Source organism: Ruminococcus sp. AF31-8BH, from assembly GCF_003460605.1.
In the GTDB taxonomy this organism is placed as follows: domain Bacteria; phylum Bacillota; class Clostridia; order Lachnospirales; family Lachnospiraceae; genus Blautia_A; species Blautia_A acetigignens.
In genome coordinates this window covers 177,021-193,843 of the sequence record NZ_QTVN01000009.1, presented here as the reverse complement: position 1 = coordinate 193,843, position 16,823 = coordinate 177,021, and the positions used below count along the sequence as shown (strand labels likewise).

The 16,823-nt window shown below is 39.9% G+C and carries 17 protein-coding genes and 3 pseudogenes; 10 read left to right on the top strand and 10 right to left on the bottom strand.

Annotated features, from left to right (window positions below):
• The first annotated feature begins 184 nt into the window (after positions 1–184).
• Positions 185–457: a DUF3784 domain-containing protein gene (locus tag DWZ38_RS12920; RefSeq protein ID WP_021925101.1), complete on the top strand. Its 273-nt coding sequence runs from the start codon at positions 185–187 to the stop codon at positions 455–457.
• Positions 458–510: 53 nt separating this feature from the next.
• On the opposite strand, the gene DWZ38_RS12915 is transcribed toward DWZ38_RS12920, so the two are convergent.
• Positions 511–1,146 carry a class I SAM-dependent methyltransferase gene (locus DWZ38_RS12915; RefSeq protein ID WP_117853273.1) on the bottom strand — a complete coding sequence of 212 codons (636 nt, stop codon included), beginning with the start codon at positions 1,144–1,146 and terminating at the stop codon, positions 511–513.
• A gap of 205 nt (positions 1,147–1,351) precedes the next feature.
• Here DWZ38_RS12915 and DWZ38_RS12910 point away from each other — a divergent pair, with 205 nt between their 5' ends.
• Both DWZ38_RS12910 and DWZ38_RS12905 read left to right on the top strand, forming a co-directional pair.
• Positions 1,352–1,630, top strand: coding sequence for a hypothetical protein (locus tag DWZ38_RS12910; protein ID WP_117853271.1), 279 nt, complete (start codon positions 1,352–1,354; stop codon positions 1,628–1,630).
• 299 nt (positions 1,631–1,929) lie between these two features.
• Positions 1,930–2,376 (top strand): annotated as a pseudogene (locus tag DWZ38_RS12905) (ABC transporter substrate-binding protein); the annotation flags it as partial.
• A gap of 206 nt (positions 2,377–2,582) precedes the next feature.
• On the opposite strand, the gene DWZ38_RS12900 reads toward DWZ38_RS12905, so the two are convergent.
• From DWZ38_RS12900 to DWZ38_RS12885, 4 genes are all read right to left on the bottom strand, one after another.
• Positions 2,583–2,804, bottom strand: coding sequence for a type II toxin-antitoxin system MqsA family antitoxin (locus DWZ38_RS12900; protein WP_330385670.1), 222 nt, complete (start codon positions 2,802–2,804; stop codon positions 2,583–2,585).
• An 11-nt stretch (positions 2,805–2,815) separates the two neighbouring features.
• Complete coding sequence (locus DWZ38_RS12895; protein ID WP_347519690.1) at positions 2,816–3,067, bottom strand: DUF4258 domain-containing protein; 252 nt, start codon at positions 3,065–3,067, stop codon at positions 2,816–2,818.
• A 531-nt stretch (positions 3,068–3,598) separates the two neighbouring features.
• Positions 3,599–3,865, bottom strand: coding sequence for a hypothetical protein (locus tag DWZ38_RS12890; protein ID WP_117853268.1), 267 nt, complete (start codon positions 3,863–3,865; stop codon positions 3,599–3,601).
• A gap of 31 nt (positions 3,866–3,896) precedes the next feature.
• Positions 3,897–4,448, bottom strand: coding sequence for a helix-turn-helix transcriptional regulator (locus tag DWZ38_RS12885; RefSeq protein ID WP_178105334.1), 552 nt, complete (start codon positions 4,446–4,448; stop codon positions 3,897–3,899).
• Between the two features lie 314 nt (positions 4,449–4,762).
• On the opposite strand from DWZ38_RS12885, the gene DWZ38_RS12880 reads away from it, so the two are divergent.
• The 4 genes and pseudogenes from DWZ38_RS12880 (at position 4,763) to DWZ38_RS12865 (ending at position 7,433) form a co-directional block, all read left to right on the top strand.
• Positions 4,763–5,377, top strand: a complete 615-nt coding sequence (locus DWZ38_RS12880; protein ID WP_117853263.1) for a CHC2 zinc finger domain-containing protein — start codon at positions 4,763–4,765, stop codon at positions 5,375–5,377.
• Positions 5,358–6,155 (top strand): DUF5906 domain-containing protein, encoded by a 798-nt coding sequence (locus tag DWZ38_RS12875; protein ID WP_117853261.1) that lies wholly within the window; start codon positions 5,358–5,360, stop codon positions 6,153–6,155. The genes DWZ38_RS12880 and DWZ38_RS12875 overlap by 20 nt, the downstream gene beginning before the upstream one ends.
• Before the next feature lie 35 nt (positions 6,156–6,190).
• A pseudogene (mobV, locus tag DWZ38_RS12870) lies at positions 6,191–7,165 on the top strand (MobV family relaxase).
• Positions 7,155–7,433, top strand: coding sequence for a hypothetical protein (locus DWZ38_RS12865; RefSeq protein ID WP_243000257.1), 279 nt, complete (start codon positions 7,155–7,157; stop codon positions 7,431–7,433). Before mobV ends, DWZ38_RS12865 begins: the two are co-directional and overlap by 11 nt.
• Before the next feature lie 114 nt (positions 7,434–7,547).
• Here the strand turns inward: DWZ38_RS12865 and DWZ38_RS12860 are convergent, their stop codons facing one another.
• From DWZ38_RS12860 to DWZ38_RS12840, 5 genes are all read right to left on the bottom strand, one after another.
• Positions 7,548–9,992 carry an ABC transporter permease gene (locus DWZ38_RS12860; protein ID WP_117853258.1) on the bottom strand — a complete coding sequence of 815 codons (2,445 nt, stop codon included), beginning with the start codon at positions 9,990–9,992 and terminating at the stop codon, positions 7,548–7,550.
• On the bottom strand, positions 9,989–10,663 hold the full coding sequence (locus DWZ38_RS12855; protein WP_117853256.1) for an ABC transporter ATP-binding protein: 675 nt from the start codon (positions 10,661–10,663) through the stop codon (positions 9,989–9,991). The genes DWZ38_RS12860 and DWZ38_RS12855 overlap by 4 nt, the downstream gene beginning before the upstream one ends.
• A gap of 177 nt (positions 10,664–10,840) precedes the next feature.
• The gene (locus tag DWZ38_RS12850; protein ID WP_117853254.1) at positions 10,841–12,106 is read right to left on the bottom strand and encodes a HAMP domain-containing sensor histidine kinase; all 1,266 of its coding nucleotides are present in this window, start codon (positions 12,104–12,106) and stop codon (positions 10,841–10,843) included.
• On the bottom strand, positions 12,082–12,771 hold the full coding sequence (locus tag DWZ38_RS12845; protein WP_117853252.1) for a response regulator transcription factor: 690 nt from the start codon (positions 12,769–12,771) through the stop codon (positions 12,082–12,084). The genes DWZ38_RS12850 and DWZ38_RS12845 overlap by 25 nt, the downstream gene beginning before the upstream one ends.
• A gap of 24 nt (positions 12,772–12,795) precedes the next feature.
• A complete protein-coding gene (locus tag DWZ38_RS12840) occupies positions 12,796–12,987 on the bottom strand; it encodes a DUF6019 family protein (RefSeq protein WP_117853249.1) in 192 nt (63 codons plus the stop codon).
• Positions 12,988–13,189: 202 nt separating this feature from the next.
• Between DWZ38_RS12840 and DWZ38_RS12835 the strand changes: the two genes are divergently transcribed.
• From DWZ38_RS12835 to DWZ38_RS12825, 3 genes and pseudogenes are all read left to right on the top strand, one after another.
• Entirely contained in the window at positions 13,190–15,145 is a 1,956-nt protein-coding gene (locus DWZ38_RS12835) for a recombinase family protein (RefSeq protein WP_347519681.1), read from the top strand.
• Positions 15,120–15,692 (top strand): annotated as a pseudogene (locus DWZ38_RS12830) (ABC transporter substrate-binding protein); the annotation flags it as partial. The gene DWZ38_RS12835 and the pseudogene DWZ38_RS12830, both read left to right, overlap by 26 nt.
• Positions 15,693–15,899: 207 nt before the next feature.
• Positions 15,900–16,799, top strand: coding sequence for an ARMT1-like domain-containing protein (locus DWZ38_RS12825; protein ID WP_117853243.1), 900 nt, complete (start codon positions 15,900–15,902; stop codon positions 16,797–16,799).
• Positions 16,800–16,823 lie beyond the last annotated feature (24 nt).

The following is a 16,823-nucleotide window of genomic DNA, read 5'->3' as shown; positions in this document are numbered from 1 at the left end:
TTGTTAAGTAATTTTCAATTTTTTTAACTGGTGGGAAATAAGAAGGGTTTTCAGAGATGCAAATGGGAGGGAATTCATAGTACCATATTTGTATTGTAAAACCAGATAGAAACTGCTATAATTTTGCCAAATACTTTAGAACCTGTTTAAATACTGTAAAATCAGAATTGCGGAGGTGCTGCGAATGAAATTAAAAGATATCTCGGCGGGACCAGACTGGGTTGTATGGATTGCTTTTATAGTATTTGCAGTGTTTTCCATAGTTTTGCTTCTGGGGCGTGGAAGCTGGCTTATTTCCGGATACAATACTGCGTCCAAAGAAGAAAAGGCAAAATATAAAGAGAAAAAATTATGCAGAGTAATGGGAAGCGGAATGGCTGTTATAGCGGTTCTCATATTGATCATGGGTGTGTTTGAAAGCATCCTGCCAGTATTTTTTGTATATATTTCAATATAATGGGAAAGTCAAGGAGAGCGCCGAAGCGCCCTCTTTTTTGAACCAACGAATACTTATTTCCGTGCCACAAGATGCGCCCGAAAGCCTTTCTGCTTCTCCATAGTCAGCACGGTGAAACCAGCCTTCTGTGCCATGGAGATGAATTCAGAAGCTTTATGTATTTTTACGTCGCCGTGTCCAACCAGGTTTGCCAGCGGCATTTCCAGATGATTCATCAGCCAGACAACGAAATCAGATGAGGTATAATCACGCAGAACCAGGCGGCCGCCTTTTTTCAGAACGCGATATGCACTATTGAAAAAATCCTGGGGATTCGGATAGTGATGGAAACTGTTGGAGCAAATAACTGCATCAAAAGAACCCTCTGCAAAAGGCAGATTTTCGCTGTCGCCTACGAGAAATTCCGTATTGGAAAGATTTTTTGCCTGAGCCACACGGATCATTTCGGGGGTGAAGTCAAGCCCTACATAATGTTTATCCGGGTATTTTTCATGAAGCAGCTCAATCATCGGTCCTGTTCCGCATCCGCAGTCCAGCACATCGTGAAACTCTTCTTTTTCCAGTTCAGCCAGAATCGGTGGGTAATCATCCTTGCACATTTCATAAATACCAGCATGTCCGCTGTCATAGACTTTTGCGGCCTGCGTAAATTCTTTGATAGAGAGTTTTTTATATTCTTCCGGTGTCATAGCAGTCATCTCCTTCACGTTTATTTTTTTCGTTAGATACTACTAACCACATTACCATAAATCCACTGGAAAGTCAAAAATTTTGTTTTCGGTACCGCTAACTTCCGGTTGCAGCTCTATATAAGAGTGTGCTAAACTAAAAGTAAGATAAAACTAACCGGACAAAGCAAGCGAAAAATGATCCAGCAGAAGGAGGAGAAAGAGTATGATCGCACAAGTACTGTTGGAAGGTTTGATACTTGGCATTTTGTTGATGGAGGTATGCGCATTCGGGATTCGAAAGGGTGCTGTAGGGATGGTGCAAGAGATTTCTGGTCAGGCTTCTGGCAGCTGTTTGTGTAATGGACAGATGGCCGTCAGAAGAATCTATGATGAAACTGGCGATGGAAAACAATCTTTTGGCGCATATGGCCCTGGTGCTGGTATTTTTCCGGAATTGCCAGAAGCTGGACCACTACATACTTCCGCTTTTGCTTTCTCATAATTGCTTCAAGATTGTCCCCGCCTTTTGCGATATACTTCACGAACCAGATGTACCGTTTGAAGACCAATTTCCCGTAATTCTTTTTCTGATAAATTCGTAACCTTGATCATAGTGCCTCCTGTATTTATGAGTTAGCTGCAACTCACCATAAACAATCGTTACTTTCAAGCGGTAAAGTGATAGCCGATTACATAACAATGTAGTATTTTCACTTCTCTCTGTATATTTGTTCTATTTTGAACCCTTTGAGTGCCTTTTGCATATCCTAAAATCAGAAGTCAAAAAAGGAGTTCATCTGCATGAGAAATAAAAAATGGATTTCGGCTGCGGCGGCAGTGGTTCTGGCGGTGACGGCGCTGCCGTTTACAGTGACTGCGGGAAAAAATGAGGAGAAAGAGCTTACGAAGGTTACTCTGAATGAGGTTGCGCATTCTATTTTTTATGCGCCGCAGTATGTGGCCATTGAAGAAGGCTACTTCGCAGAAGAAGGGCTGGATCTGACACTGGTGACTGGATTTGGGGCAGATAAGGTTCTGACAGCACTAATCTCTGGTGAAGCAGATATTGGATTTATGGGGGCTGAGGCATCCATTTATGCCTATCAGGAAGGTGCCACTGACCCGGCCGTGAACTTTGCACAGCTCACCCAGAGAGCTGGAAATTTCCTGGTGGCCAGGGAGGAAATGCCTGATTTTAAATGGGAGGACCTGAAAGGCAAGAAAGTTCTTGGCGGACGTAAAGGTGGCATGCATATATCAATGTAAATTATGAGACGATTGTAATTTTGTGTAATTGGGTGGATGGGTTGAATAGTGCAAAGAAAAGATAAAAGAAAAGAGAGGGGCCTCGGCACCCTCTCTCGATCACAGGCTTCTCAAGTATCTGTAATCTGATCACTGATTGATACTATACGGTGTTTTCAGAAAAAATGCAATAAAAATATAGAAAATTATTAAGCTACCTGTGGATAGTCAATAACAGCAATTTCCTGCATCAGTTTCTTTGCCATATTTACAATCGTTTCAAGTCGTTCAGCAACTTCGTCCGTATAATATTTTTCCCCACACTGCTCACATTCAAGGCATGGAACATTCTTAATTACAATAATGCAATTTTTATAATTTACGACGTGTGTTGTTGTACTATTTACTGTTGTACTGTTTTTACAATACATACACATATCCATCACCTCTTTCTTCGAGTCTTTAAATCATCTTCAAATTTCTTTGTATCTGGATAGTACGCTGTTATGATATATATATTTATATTATCACAACCTGCAACAATATGCAAAATCTGCCCATTTACATTATATCCAAAAATCAGACAGCTTGGATTAGAAAAATCATCTGGATAATCTTCTATGATTTCACCGGTTGCAATTCCATTTTTACATCGGCACGACTGATATCTCTTTCCTGCATTCGCTGTAAACAATGCTGTGTCCAGAGAATTTTTGATTCAGCACACAATTTTTGATATATTTCTAAATTCATTCGTTCTCTCCTTAACATTGTTGTAATCTATGAATATTATACATCATTTTTTTGTTCATATAATACCTAAATCTAGTTTACAGATGTCCAATTTTCGACTATGATAATTACATGATTATTTGAGGTGGTAAATTTCGTTGCAACCACACACCCTATGGGTTAAAAGAGATGCAGGAGCCGCGACGCCTGCCAAATAATCTCAGTATTCAAGCAAGGGTATCCAAAGGGGCGGCACTCCCCTTGGCACACGATTTTCCCTCAGGAAAGTCTAGTGTGTTATACCTTTATGAAATTGTGGCTGCCGGGAAGAAATTCTATATTCTTGCGATTATCCCCAATTCCCGGCATTCTGTGCTGAAAGGTACTCCGTAAAGGAGTTGCCTGAAAGAACAGAACTAAGTCTGAATATTAGTATAACAATGCTGTTATTCAGATGATGCCACATTTGAAGAAAGGTATATCTATGCTTACGTCAGCTATTCTCTGAATTCTTCTCAGGTACACTATTGTCACAAATATATTTTGCCAAATTCTGCACCATTGCAAGTCCCTCATCATTCAGATCTGTTGTCTGTCCCATATAATAAGCTACTGCATTTGCTAAATCAGTACTTGTAATATCGGAAGCTAGCTTATCAGGCAATGCGTCCCGAATCATCTGTACGGCCTCGGCTGTAGCAACCGCTTTTGTTGGTTCTTTTTTCTCCATACCAGATTTAATATCACGCAATATTGTCATAAACTGAATCTTGATTTTTTCAATGTCTGCTTCATTCGCGCCTAATTTCTGTGAGGCTTAAAAACTGCTTATCTTTTATAATCTCTTTTCTTTTTGCTGGTTCCGCAGTCATCAGATCAGTCAGTTGATCAACGGCAAAATCAATCATCTTATTTCGTGCCATGATGCCCTCAGCAATAGTATCATCAAAATAATTCCGAATCATAATACATAATTTTGGAAAATTTTCATGCTCCAATAATCGGTTCAAAATATCTACATCTATTCTTCTGGTAATCAGTCTCGTTACCGATTCTTCCGACAGTCCAAGTTCCGATATATCATAACTTTTGGTTGAAGTGATCTGAGTGATTCCAAGCAGATAATCTGTTAAAACATGAAAATATTTGGCAGCTTCTATAACAATTTCTATACTGGGATATTCGGTAACTCTACTTTCAATACGGCTAATTTGAGAACTTGTTGTATGAAGTTCTTTTGCCAGTTGCATTTGGCTTAACCCATGCTTGTCACGTAAATTATGTAAACGCCATGCAAAACTACTAGTGTTTATATTTGAATCTGCTTTTCCTATTTTTATCACCTCCTGCGTAAATTCAATTATATCTGTCTCTATGCAAATTTGCAATTTTTATTCGTATCTTACCTGTGATTTTCGTTTTTTGCAAAGATCCTAAAGATACGATTTTTTCATGCTAAACTGTCAACATGATCGATCAGACAGAACCTTGAAAACTAAATGACCGTTCCGGAACTTTATAAACCGCCACGATTTTCTGATCCGAAAAGAGCGCTCACAAAGAGACGACACAGCGCCGAGAAGGGTTGCCTGTCTGGAAAGGAACTGGATAAAACGGTACAGCTCTAAATTCAAACTTAAATCAGGAGGAAAATAGAATGAGATTATTTGAAACAATAAAAGAAACTGTAACAGTCGGACAGGCTGCAGAATATTATGGCATGAAAATTGGAAGAAACAACATGATCTGTTGTCCATTTCATAATGACCATCATCCAAGTATGAAACTGAATACCACTTATTACTACTGCTTTGGTTGTGGTGCAACCGGAGATGTGATTCAGTTTGTTGCAAATCTATTCGGACTGAGTAACTATGAAGCCGCCAAGAAAATTGCTGTAGATTTTGGTATTACACCAGATAATCTGCCAGTAATAGCAGCTCTGAAAAAGCCAGAGTACATGGAAACAAAGAACAGACAGAAAGAATTATGTGAATGTCAGAAAATGGTTTGCGAATATCTTCATCGTTTGGAAAAATGGAAAGCATTGTATGCACCAGAACGACCAGATTTACCTATGGACGAACGATTTGAAGAAGCATATGAAAGTCTGAGTTATATCGAATATCTGGCAGACTATCTGACCTTTGCAGATGAAGAGGAAGGTTTTGAAGTTGTAAAATCCATGAAAGAAACAGGCTATCTGGAAGATTTGAAATATCTTTCAGGACCTCGTGATGAGGAGGATACATATGCAGAAGAAGCAGCTTAGTAACTATCCAGTTTGGTTTGACGGAACCAGTATCAATGAAGCTGCCTTTTGTGAGGAATTTCTCCATACGCATAAAATACTCTTTGCCAACAATGCATTTTTTACTCCAGAGGGGCGGATTACTGATGATCTGCCCCTTCGTGGGGAAATATTCGAAAGTCTGAAACAGACCAGTTATGTGAAATCCATTGTTACTGCTCAGGGAAAAATGGACTTGGAACGTAAAGGAAAGCAAAGTTACCAGGGGTGGCTTTTTTCCAGACTGCTTGCATTCAGTAATGGTGATTTGCAGGCATTGTATGACCGGAGTGATGGATTTTACCGAAGGCAATTAGTACTGACAACAAAGGAGAAACCTACTGATCGTGTAGATGATCCCTATCTGGCAGAAAAAATGAAGAATGAAGCCGAAAGTATTTTTCTCTGGGCGTTTGAAGGACTACAACGGTTAGTCCGTCAGGATTTTAAATTTACAGAAAGTCCCCGCATCAAGGTGAATCGTGAAAATGTGAAACGAGACAATAACAATGTACTGGAGTTTTTAGAATCAGAAGGATACATTCGTTTTCAGCCAGAAGCAAGTGCAAGTTCCAAGGAACTGCATGAGAGCTATCGTCTCTGGTGTGAAGAAAATTCTATGACTGCATTAAAAAATCGAAGTTTCTCAGATGCTATGATTGCAGTTCAGACAAAATACAATCTGGTACGTATGTACATAGTGATTCAATGCAAATTACACATTATATATTTTTCAGGCTGGCTGTCGGAAGTAGCATGACAATTAGCCTGTTTTTCGGAAAGGAGGAGATACAAATGCAGAAAGCACAATACGGCATTTTAAGGCTTGCAAAATACAAAGGACCTGAAATCAGCAATATTGAAGCACATAATGAACGGAAAAAAGGAAAATATGCCAGCAATCCGGATATAGATAACAGTCGAAAAAATCTGAATTATCACTTGGTTGAACCAGTCGGAAAGTACCGGGCAGAATTGAATCGACTGATTGAAGAATATGGATGCCGGACACGCAAAGACAGTGTACGTGTTATTGAAGCCTTGATTACTGCCACACCAGAATTTTTCAAAGGTAAGAAAAAGAGTGAAGTCAGAGCGTATTTCCAAACAGCTTTGGAATTTATAGAGAAATATCAAGATTCAAAAACAATCCTTTCGGCTGTGGTGCATATGGACGAGAAAACTCCACATATGCACCTTTCCTTTGTCCCGATAACCCAAGATGGGAGGCTCTGTGCAAAAGAGATTCTTGGAAATAAGAAAAAGCTGACCTGGTGGCAGGATGAGTTCTGGAAACACATGGTAGAAAAATATCCAGATCTGGAACGTGGAGAAGCCGCCAGTATGACCGGGCGTGAACATATTCCGCCACGACTTTTTAAAGAAGCAGCACATCTTACCCGGCAGGCTAAGCAGATTACTGATTTGCTGGAAAACACAAATTTCTTTAATGCCGGTAAAAATACAGATAAAGCGGTAGAACTTTTACAGAAATTCTTTCCTGCAATGGAGAACTTTCAGACACAGGTCCGGAAATATGATAAGACGATTAGTTCCTTAAAGTCAGATAATGTATCATTAAAAAGGCAGACACAGGATTTGAGCAGATAGGTAAAAGAAGCAACGTCCAGCAGTATACGAAAGAAAATGGATGATGCCAGGCTCAGAGCTGACTATGAAAATCTCCAGAATCTGATGGATTGTATTCCACCAGAAATACTGGAACTGGCAAAACGAGGACAATTAACCCATTCAGATCGTGAACGGTAAAATTATTTTAAAGTGGACAGACACGAAAACTGTCCACTTTTTATATGATAGTTATAGAAAATTTAAAAGAAAGGATGTGATAACCTTGCGGAAGCCAACGTATTATCTTTGGCGTAATGATTTTTCTTCACAGGAAGAATTTGAAGCTGAACGTAAGAAATATGCTGATATTGGCTTCAGGGTTGTCACATTTCTGGATGGAGATTCAAACACTAATATTCATGATGGTATTAAAGCACTGGTTAAAAATCACTGGGATAGTGTATAATTTAACCAGTTTTTGTTTTCAGAGCCGCCGCTTCTTTTTTGCGTAATTCTTCTGTAAAATGGAAGTTATCTATTTCTCCTCTTCGTTAAGACCTAGTACAGCGAATATTACTTGCTATCCCTGATACCTTATTCTTTCTACCAGCGTTTCCTTTTTCAGATTACTGCTTAAAACACAGGAAAGTACAATCTGCAACAGACCGACCAAAAAAATCATAATAAAAATTGGTACGATTGGAACATGATAGATATTCATTCCAAATATTCCATTATGTTTTGCATAGGAAAAAAGTGCATAGCCGAGCGGCAGACCAATGATCAAAGCTACGCATATGGTGCCAACCGTAAAAATCAGTCCCTGTAACTGCAGGCATAAATTTAATTGTTTATTTGTCATACCCACAGCCTGTAATATACCATATTCCTGCTTTTTTGTCGTAATATTCATGATCATGGTATTCGCCATATTCATAAACCCGATGAGTCCTACAATAGCCATAAACAGATAACAGCCAAGCTTCATCATGCTGCTTGCAAATTCGGCAGATTGTAACTGCGCATGATAAGTATCCATTTTTATATGCGAAGTATTAGAAATCAAAGTATTCAGACTTTGTTCTACAGATGCCACATCTTTTTTATCACAGTCCACCCACAGATAGCCATAGGCTGTTCCTCTCAGATTCATGGAACGATATACACCTTCCGGAATGACAAGATAAGTGTCCGCACTTACAAAAGATCCTGCAATCTTTCCCTGATAGGTATAGGTCCCACTTCCATTCTCAAAGTCAAATGCAATGGATTCACCCGGAGCATATCCATCTTGTTCCATCCACGTTGACCAGCCAAAGAAAATATCACCATTCTTTACCGCCTGATCATAGTCCATAGAGCCAATATCCCCTTCTTGGCGCATAAAATCAAAATCCTTTTTACTCACAATAGTAGCCGGAAATCTTGTTCCGTTCAGATTTACAGAGACAATCTCTCTCGTCATGACATCTGTTACTCCCGGAATGCTTTTGATTTCTTCAATCAGCGAATCATTCAATGGATCATCCGTCAGAATCGTATCCAGATTATTCTCCGGATATCTTTCATCATACTCAGCAGAATAGTCAAGCTGCAGTTCAAATTGTCCATGATTAACGGAAAGACGTGCTTCATGCTCCGTGTCAATATTTCCCACATAATTAGAGATAATCACAAACAATACGCAAGAAAAACCCATTGTGAGGATAGTACCAATAGTTCTTTTGGGATTACCCGTTACATTTGCCATTGCCATAGAAAACACGGTGACATTTTTCCTGCCATTTCGTTTTCCTTTTTTTTGTGTTTCTGCATTTTCTAAATACCGTGTTGCTTCGATAGGTGAAATCCGTGAAACAATTTTCATTGGTTTACGCAGCGCCAAAGCAACGGTAAGAAATGATACGAAAATACAGAGAAGCATAACAGGCAGGGAAAACAGAGGAACCTGCTGATTTTGAACTCCCATAGAGCCAGTTCCGGTTGATACAAGGTTCCCCTGTTCTACCAGCCAGTTAAAACCGCATTTTGCAATCAGAAAGCCCAAAAGCAATCCAACTGGTATTGAAAAAAATGTCAAAAAAATGCCCTCTCTGAAGATCAGTTGTTTCATCTGCTTTTTTGTCGCTCCCAGAGCCTTGATTTTTCCATACTCCTGTATCTTGTTGGCAATACCGACCTGAAAAATATTATAAATAACCACAACAGAGAAAAGTACAATTGCAAGAATCAAAACCCCGCATACCGCAATCGTTTCATAACTCGGCTGCAAGACCCATTGCAAATAGAGATCATTGACTATAACGTTTTTTTCTTCGATCCCACAAGCTGCTGCAATCTGCTTTATAACCGAATCAATATTATTCATAGATACATTTGCAGAATCATTTAAAGTAAAATAAATATTATACTGTCTGTCATTCTCTGCGACGTGCTCATCATAAAACTCCTGTGACCCGAAAGCAACATAAGATGCCTCGATGGTATACTCATCCCGATCATATAGGATTCCGCTGACAACAAATTCTTCCGGCTTATATTCTGACTGCATCCCTGCGCGGTAATCCAGTGTAACCGTATCTCCGACCTTTACATCATCATATCCCATTTCACTAAAAAATGCTCTTCCTGCGGCAATTTCCTGCGTTCCCACCGGATACTTTCCTTCCTTTAACTCATATTCCTTATTATAGGGAAGCATTTTTCTTGCAGTCTCATCCATGCAGACAAACCCGCCTTTTTCATTGCCTTTTATGATACCTTCGGTGCACATAGTGCCTGTAGCATCTATTTCCGCACGGCGGTTTACTTCTTTTAACTGCGATCCGTCTGCTGCAACAAACAAACCATAATTGCTTCCATATGAGCCTGCCGCCTGACTTTTCTGTAAATGAATTACCCCATTTCCCACAGTATTGATAATCACAAGCAGCATCGTAGTCAGACATATGGACATCATGATCAGTATACTTCTTGTCCTGTTCCTTTTGTCATTGCTATATGCAATCCTGCTTATTGTCTTCATCTAAAATCCACCACCTGTCCATCCTCAATTACCAGAATACGATCAGCGACCTGTGCAATTTCGTCATCATGGGTAATCATTACAATTGTCTGTCCATATTTTTTTGCTGTCATCTTAAGCAGAGCGATTACCTCATCACTGGTCTTAGAATCAAGATTTCCTGTCGGCTCATCTGCAAATATAATTTCCGGACGATTCACCAGTGCTCTTGCAATTGCTACTCTCTGCTGCTGCCCTCCGGATAACTGATTTGGCAGATTATAAATCCGGTTTTCAATCCCCAGAGTTGCAATAATATCATTTACATACGCTTCATCCACTTTTCTTCCATCCAGCCCCAGTGGCAGTACAATATTTTCCCAGACATTAACAGATGAAACCAGATTAAATACCTGAAAAACAAATCCGATTTTTCTTCTGCGGAAAACAGCAAGGGCATCTTCCTTCATCCTGTATAAATCTTTCCCTGCTAAAGTAACACTGCCTTTTGTCGGGGTGTCTAGCCCTCCAAGCATATGAAGTAATGTACTTTTACCGGAACCTGACTTTCCAACAATTGCGACAAATTCTCCCTGCTCAATCTGAATGTCCACCTGATTGACCGCTTTGACCTGATTCTCACCTACGCCATAAAACTTACAAAGCTGCTTGGTTTCTAATATCACACTCATGTGTTGCCTCCTTTTCAATTCTGTAAAGCGTACCTTTTCAGCGCGCTTTCTTTGCCTGTTTATATATTTGGTCATTTTTCAACCTACATCCAAATTGTATCAGGGCAATCTTTCATTTCACTTTCAAAAAACGAGCAGAAGTCTTACAGAATTGTAAGATTTCTGCTCACTTAAAATTTAACCAACATATGGTAATTGAATCACAAACGTGCTTCCTTTTTTCTTTTTGCCAGAGGTTACCGTAATCGTACCTGCGTGTTTTTCGATAATTTCTCTCGATAGAAAAAGTCCGATTCCTGTACCACTCTTTTCCATGACCTCCTTGGAACTTCCTCTGTAAAATCGTTGAAAAATTTTGTGATACTCATTCTGCGGAATACCAATTCCCTGATCCTCAATTTCCATTCTTACAAGATCGTTTCTTTTTTGTAACCGGATAAATATTTTTGAACCACACGGACTGTACTTGATTGCATTATCCAGAACGTTGATCACAGCTTCACCAAGCCACCTTTTATCCTGCATAATCGTGCATGTTTCCAGCTCTTTTTCATAGTCAAAAACGAATTCAATTTCTTTCTCATCCGCTTTAGGATAAGTGCGGTTCACAGCAGATATGACAGTATCCATAAGCGGAAGTTTTTTCTTATTAATCTGGATCAGTCCAGTTTCCATCTTAGATATTTCAAGAAGCGACTGCAATAATGTCTCCAGTCCATCCAGAGCACTCCGACAACGGATACGAAACTCCTCCTGTTCTGTGGCACTTAAGTCATTCTGCATCAGCACACTAAAACATGTATCCAAAGCTGCAACCGGTGTCTTTAACTGGTGAGAAATATCAGAAACCATTTCTTTCGTGTTCTCCTTTTCTGCCCTTGCTTCTTCCTTTATCAACTGAATATGATGTCCGATTGCTTCAAGCTGGTCATTCAATTTTTCCAGTTCTGCATGATTTTCCGTTTTCAGTAAATCATCAAATTTATTTTCACGGAATCTGATCAGAATTTCTTCCAACTGGTCTAAAATTTTCTGATGACACGCATCTTCTTTTTTCTTCCAATAAAGTAAAAAAGTCAAAAGAAGCACGCATATCACAGTGCTTACAGCACCAGTCACCATAACCTGATGCCGGAATTGCGAATAAAATGCATTCCCTTTATTCCCCCAGTATCCATATTGCTCCAATAATCGCCTTCCCTGTTCGTTAGTTTCAATATCCTTATCCTTAAGCAATTCCGAAACAGCATCCAGCCCGGAAAATTCTTCCTTTGCAGCAATCTCTGTCATAAGATTCATTTTATATTTATAATCTTCATAAAACACATACGTGGTAAAGCAATTTAATATTGCAAACAATACTATGACAGGTAATACCAAGGAGAGCACTACTGTAATCTTCTTGCGATATCTCTTTGTCACTGCCTTACCTCCTGATTCCATATATACCCAAGACCTCTGATATTCTTTATATAGACCGGTGCAGCCGGATTGTCTTCGATTTTCTCACGGAGTCTTCTGATATTGACAGCGATTGTATTTTCATCCACAAAATCCCCTTCCAGATCAAACACATTTTCCAATATTTGTGTTTTTGAAAGAATCTGTTTCGGATTCTGAAGAAAAAAAGTCAGCATTTTCAACTCCGTTTTTGTCAGACTGATTTCACGACTCTTTATCAGGACTTTCATTTCTCCTGCGATAAATACGATATCTCCCGAAATCATCTTTCCGGCTTCCGCTTTCTCCTGTCTGCGGCGGAAATGTGCTTCTATTTTCAAAAGAAGTACCGAAAGGCTAAACGGCTTTGTAATATAATCATCTGCCCCTGCTTCATATCCCATAACCTGATCCATCTCCTGATCCAGCGCTGTAAGGCAAATAATGTATGTATTATAATTGCTTCTCATCCACCTTACAAATTCCAGTCCATTCCCATCCGGAAGATTCACATCACAAATGGTAACATCCACATTATTATCACTTGCAATTCTTTTCGCTTTTTTCACTGATTCTGCAGAAAAAACCTCATATCCGGATTTTTTCAGTGAGAATGTAATTCCACGATTTAAATTTTCATCATCTTCGACCACGAGTATACCTGGCATAGCATATGCACCTCTCTTTATTAACTATTTTTCCTCTTCGTTAAGACCTAGTTCATTACATATTTGTTCTGCCTCAATATCCTCGGCAGTGACTTTCCCTGTAATATCCCTATAGGCTTCTTTTATTCCATTTTTGACCGCCCACTTAATTATAAAATATAATGCAAGTAAGACGATTAGTGCTGTGCCAAAACTAATTCCTAATTCTTCAAACATTTCATTACCTCTGTCAATTCCGATTTGTTAAGTTTCTATTTTTTAAATTATATCAAATTCTACATGCTTCCGCAATCAAACAACGCATCTAACACTATCTGTTTCTAAGAATCTTAAAATTTTGTTATATACATTTTTAAATTTTAGATATATAATATAATTACATTGTGCTTAATGAATATATTTACATTCAAAGAAAGGAATGTCTATGAATGCAGGATATGTCCGTCTCTCCAGAGACGATGATAAAAGGAATTATGTTTCCATAGAGAATCAGAAGCTGATTATCAACCAGTATGCAGCAGATCATGGTGTGGTTATTGACCGCTGGTATGAAGATGACGGCATTTCCGGCTATATCTTTGACAGACCGGGATTTCAGCAGATGATGGCTGATCTGGATAAAGATATTGATACTGTATATGTCAAAGACTTTTCACGCCTTGGCAGACATAATGCAAAGGTGCTGTTGCTTCTGGATGAATTTCAGGAACGTGGAAAACATCTGGTTGTGATTGACGATAATTATGATTCTATGGATTCCAGTGACGATACGATTGGCATTAAAACATGGTTTAATGAGCGATATGTTAAAGACACCAGTAAAAAAATCAAACGTGCCATAGGTGCCAGACAGAAAGAAGGAACACTGATTACCAGACCACCGTTTGGGTATTGCCGTAATGAAAAGGATAAGACTGTTCTGGAAATTGTACCAAAAGAAGCAGAATACATTAAGCAAATTTATGACTTATATCTTTCCGGTTCCGGCTACCGCAAGATTGCCACATATTTAACCGAACATGGGGCACCTACTCCATCTATGATACAGCGTGAACGTGAAATAGAAGAAGGCAGATTGTCCAAAAGACAGGTAGCGTCTAAATGGTCCGATGCTATGATAAAAGAAATACTGGATAATGATTTTTACATTGGTACCTTTCGTCTGAAAAAACGTGCAAGAAATACGGTTCATGGAAAAGATAAACGTGTGCCGAAGGAAGAACAGTGTATTTTTGAGAATCATCACCCGGCAATTATTGATAAGGCTACCTTTGCTCTGGTACAGGAATTAAAAGAAAAACGTAACCGTACCAATTATCGGGGAAGCCGGGGGCAATGGTTAGGTTCAGAGATTCCCAATCCTTTTGGCAGTTGTCTGTTCTGTAAGGATTGCGGAAGCCGCCTTACACCAATTAAACGCCAGACTTCCAGCAGGGAACGGAAATATTACATCTGCACTACTTATAATACCAAAGGCAGACGTTATTGTTCCAAGGCACATTTAATTGAAGAAGACGACCTGATGGAAGATGTTCTGACCTATATCAAAATGTGCCGAAATGCTCTCTGTGAAGTTATTTCCACTTATGATTTAAAGGATTTTGAAGCAGAAAAGAAAACAATAGAGGAAAAACGGCAGGAACTGCACACAGCTATCAATGAGCGAAAAAGTCAACTGAAAGTTCTGCTTACTCAGAAAGTAAAAGATCTTGCGGTCGCTGCGGGAAATGAAGATTTAATCAACGAGACTTACGATTCTATGCAGAAGGATTTGTTTGCTCAGATTCATGGATTGGAAATGCAGATTAAGGAACTGAATGAAACTGCCATAGAAACGCCGGATGTAAAGGATAAACTGAAGAATGCTCTTGAAGTGGTAGATAAAATCATTGCTGGTGGAAGTCTTGACCGAAGAGATATTGAACTTCTGATTGAAAAAATTGTGGTAGACGAAGATGGAATGCCGGAAATTACATTGAAATATGGATTATCCAATCTGATCCGTTACAGTCCTGCCGATGAAATGAACCGCAGAGAAAATACCATTATTGCCATTGTGATGAAACTGATTGTTGAGGATGAACGTGAGTTTACTTCTGCAAAATATCTGTCAGAGCATATTACTGATTTGGGATTCAAGAAAACAAAACAGAGTATACTTCCATATATTGAACTGATGAAGGGACTTGGTATTCTTGAATCCACAGATAATCCGTTAAAACCATACAATATTATAAAATCAAAAGAAGAAATAGCACAGTTTACCAAAGACTATCTGCCGGATTTATCACCAGAAACCACTGCGAAACAACTATCGGATGATTATTTACATAGTAATAATGATGACAGGCGGCATGCCAGAAATGGTTTTTGAATATATTCTGAAAAACAACGGCATTGACCCGGCAGCAGATCTGGAAATCGACCAGAGCATTGACTTTGGTTCCACAGCGGCGGCTTTTACAGGTGATGCTTCTGCTGCTTTCACAGTGGAATTCGAGCCTTCCGCTACCGCCCTTGAGAAAGAAGGGGCTGGCTATGTGGTTGCCTCTCTTGGCGTAGATTCCGGATACGTCCCCTACACCTCTTACAGCGCCAAAACCAGCTTTCTCAATGAAAATCCCCAGGTCATCCAAAGCTTTACAACCGCCCTTCAGAAGGGAATGGATTACGTGCAAAGCCACACTCCTGAAGAAATTGCACAGGTAATCGCACCGCAGTTCCCGGAAACCGATCTGGATACTCTCACCACCATCGTCACCCGCTATTATGAACAGGACACCTGGAAAGACAATCTGGTATTTGAACAGGACAGCTTCGAACTTCTCCAGGACATTCTGGAAAGCGCAGGCGAGCTTTCTGAAAGAGTCGATTACGAACAGCTTGTTACAACTGAATTTGCGAAATCCGCGGTAAAATAACCCAATTTCAAACACACTCTATCTATACAGAGATGGGAACTGATATGTTTTCCAGGGTAAAACATACAGTCTTCATCTCTGTTTTTTATATTTTATCTGCACAAACTGCTACTCTCCCGCTCTATTTTCTGCTATAATAATAACAAAAAAATCATTTTTCCCACTTTTTTGACCTTTAACCACACATTTTTCCAAAAGGAGGGCCCTATGAAACTGAATCCCTGCTGTATGAACTGTCAGCTTCGCAAGCAGGAAGCGAAAATTCGTCACTTTGATGATGAAGACAGGAAAAAACAATATATGGAAGCAATCCGCCGCCGTTTCGACAATCCAAAGGAAGGCGACTGTGTTCCAAGCATTTCCACGGAACTGAAAAAATTTTACTGCTCCTTCTGGGGCGTCCCTATGGAGGATTTTTCCCAGATCAACAGAGAATATGACCAGCTTATGCTGGATCTGGAGGAGGAACTTCGCTCCACCATCCGCTATTCTGCGGATCCGCTGAAAACTGCCCTGATCTATGCCCGCACCGGCAACTACATCGATTTCGCAGCACTTCCGGAGGTCAGCCAAGAGACTGCCCTTGCCCTTATCAAAAGCGAAAACAAAGATACTCTGGATGAACAGGAGTACAAAAACTTTTGCCAGGATATGAAAAAAGCTGCCAATGTTGTATATATTACCGATAACTGCGGCGAAATCGTCCTGGATAAGCTTGCCATTTCGGTTCTGAAGAAAACGTTTCCCAATGTGCGGATCACGGCACTGGTACGCGGTCTGCCGGCTGGAAACGACGCCACCATGGAAGATGCAGAATTTTGCGGACTCACGGATCTTGTCCCGGTACTGGGAAACGGCAGCGATGTAGGCGGCACCTGGCTCCATGGAATCAGCGCCCATGCGCAGGAGCTTTTGCAAAGCGCAGACGTGATTTTGTCCAAAGGCCAGGGCAATTATGAGCCCCTGCACGGCTGCGGTCTGAACATCTACTACCTGTTTTTGTGCAAATGTGACTGGTTTATCCATCTTTTTCAGGCAAAATCACTGCAGGGAATGTTCATAAACGAGAGGAGATCCCCTGCTGCTACCGCTTTTTCGTCAGATTGACAAGAAACAGTTCAAAAGTTTGTA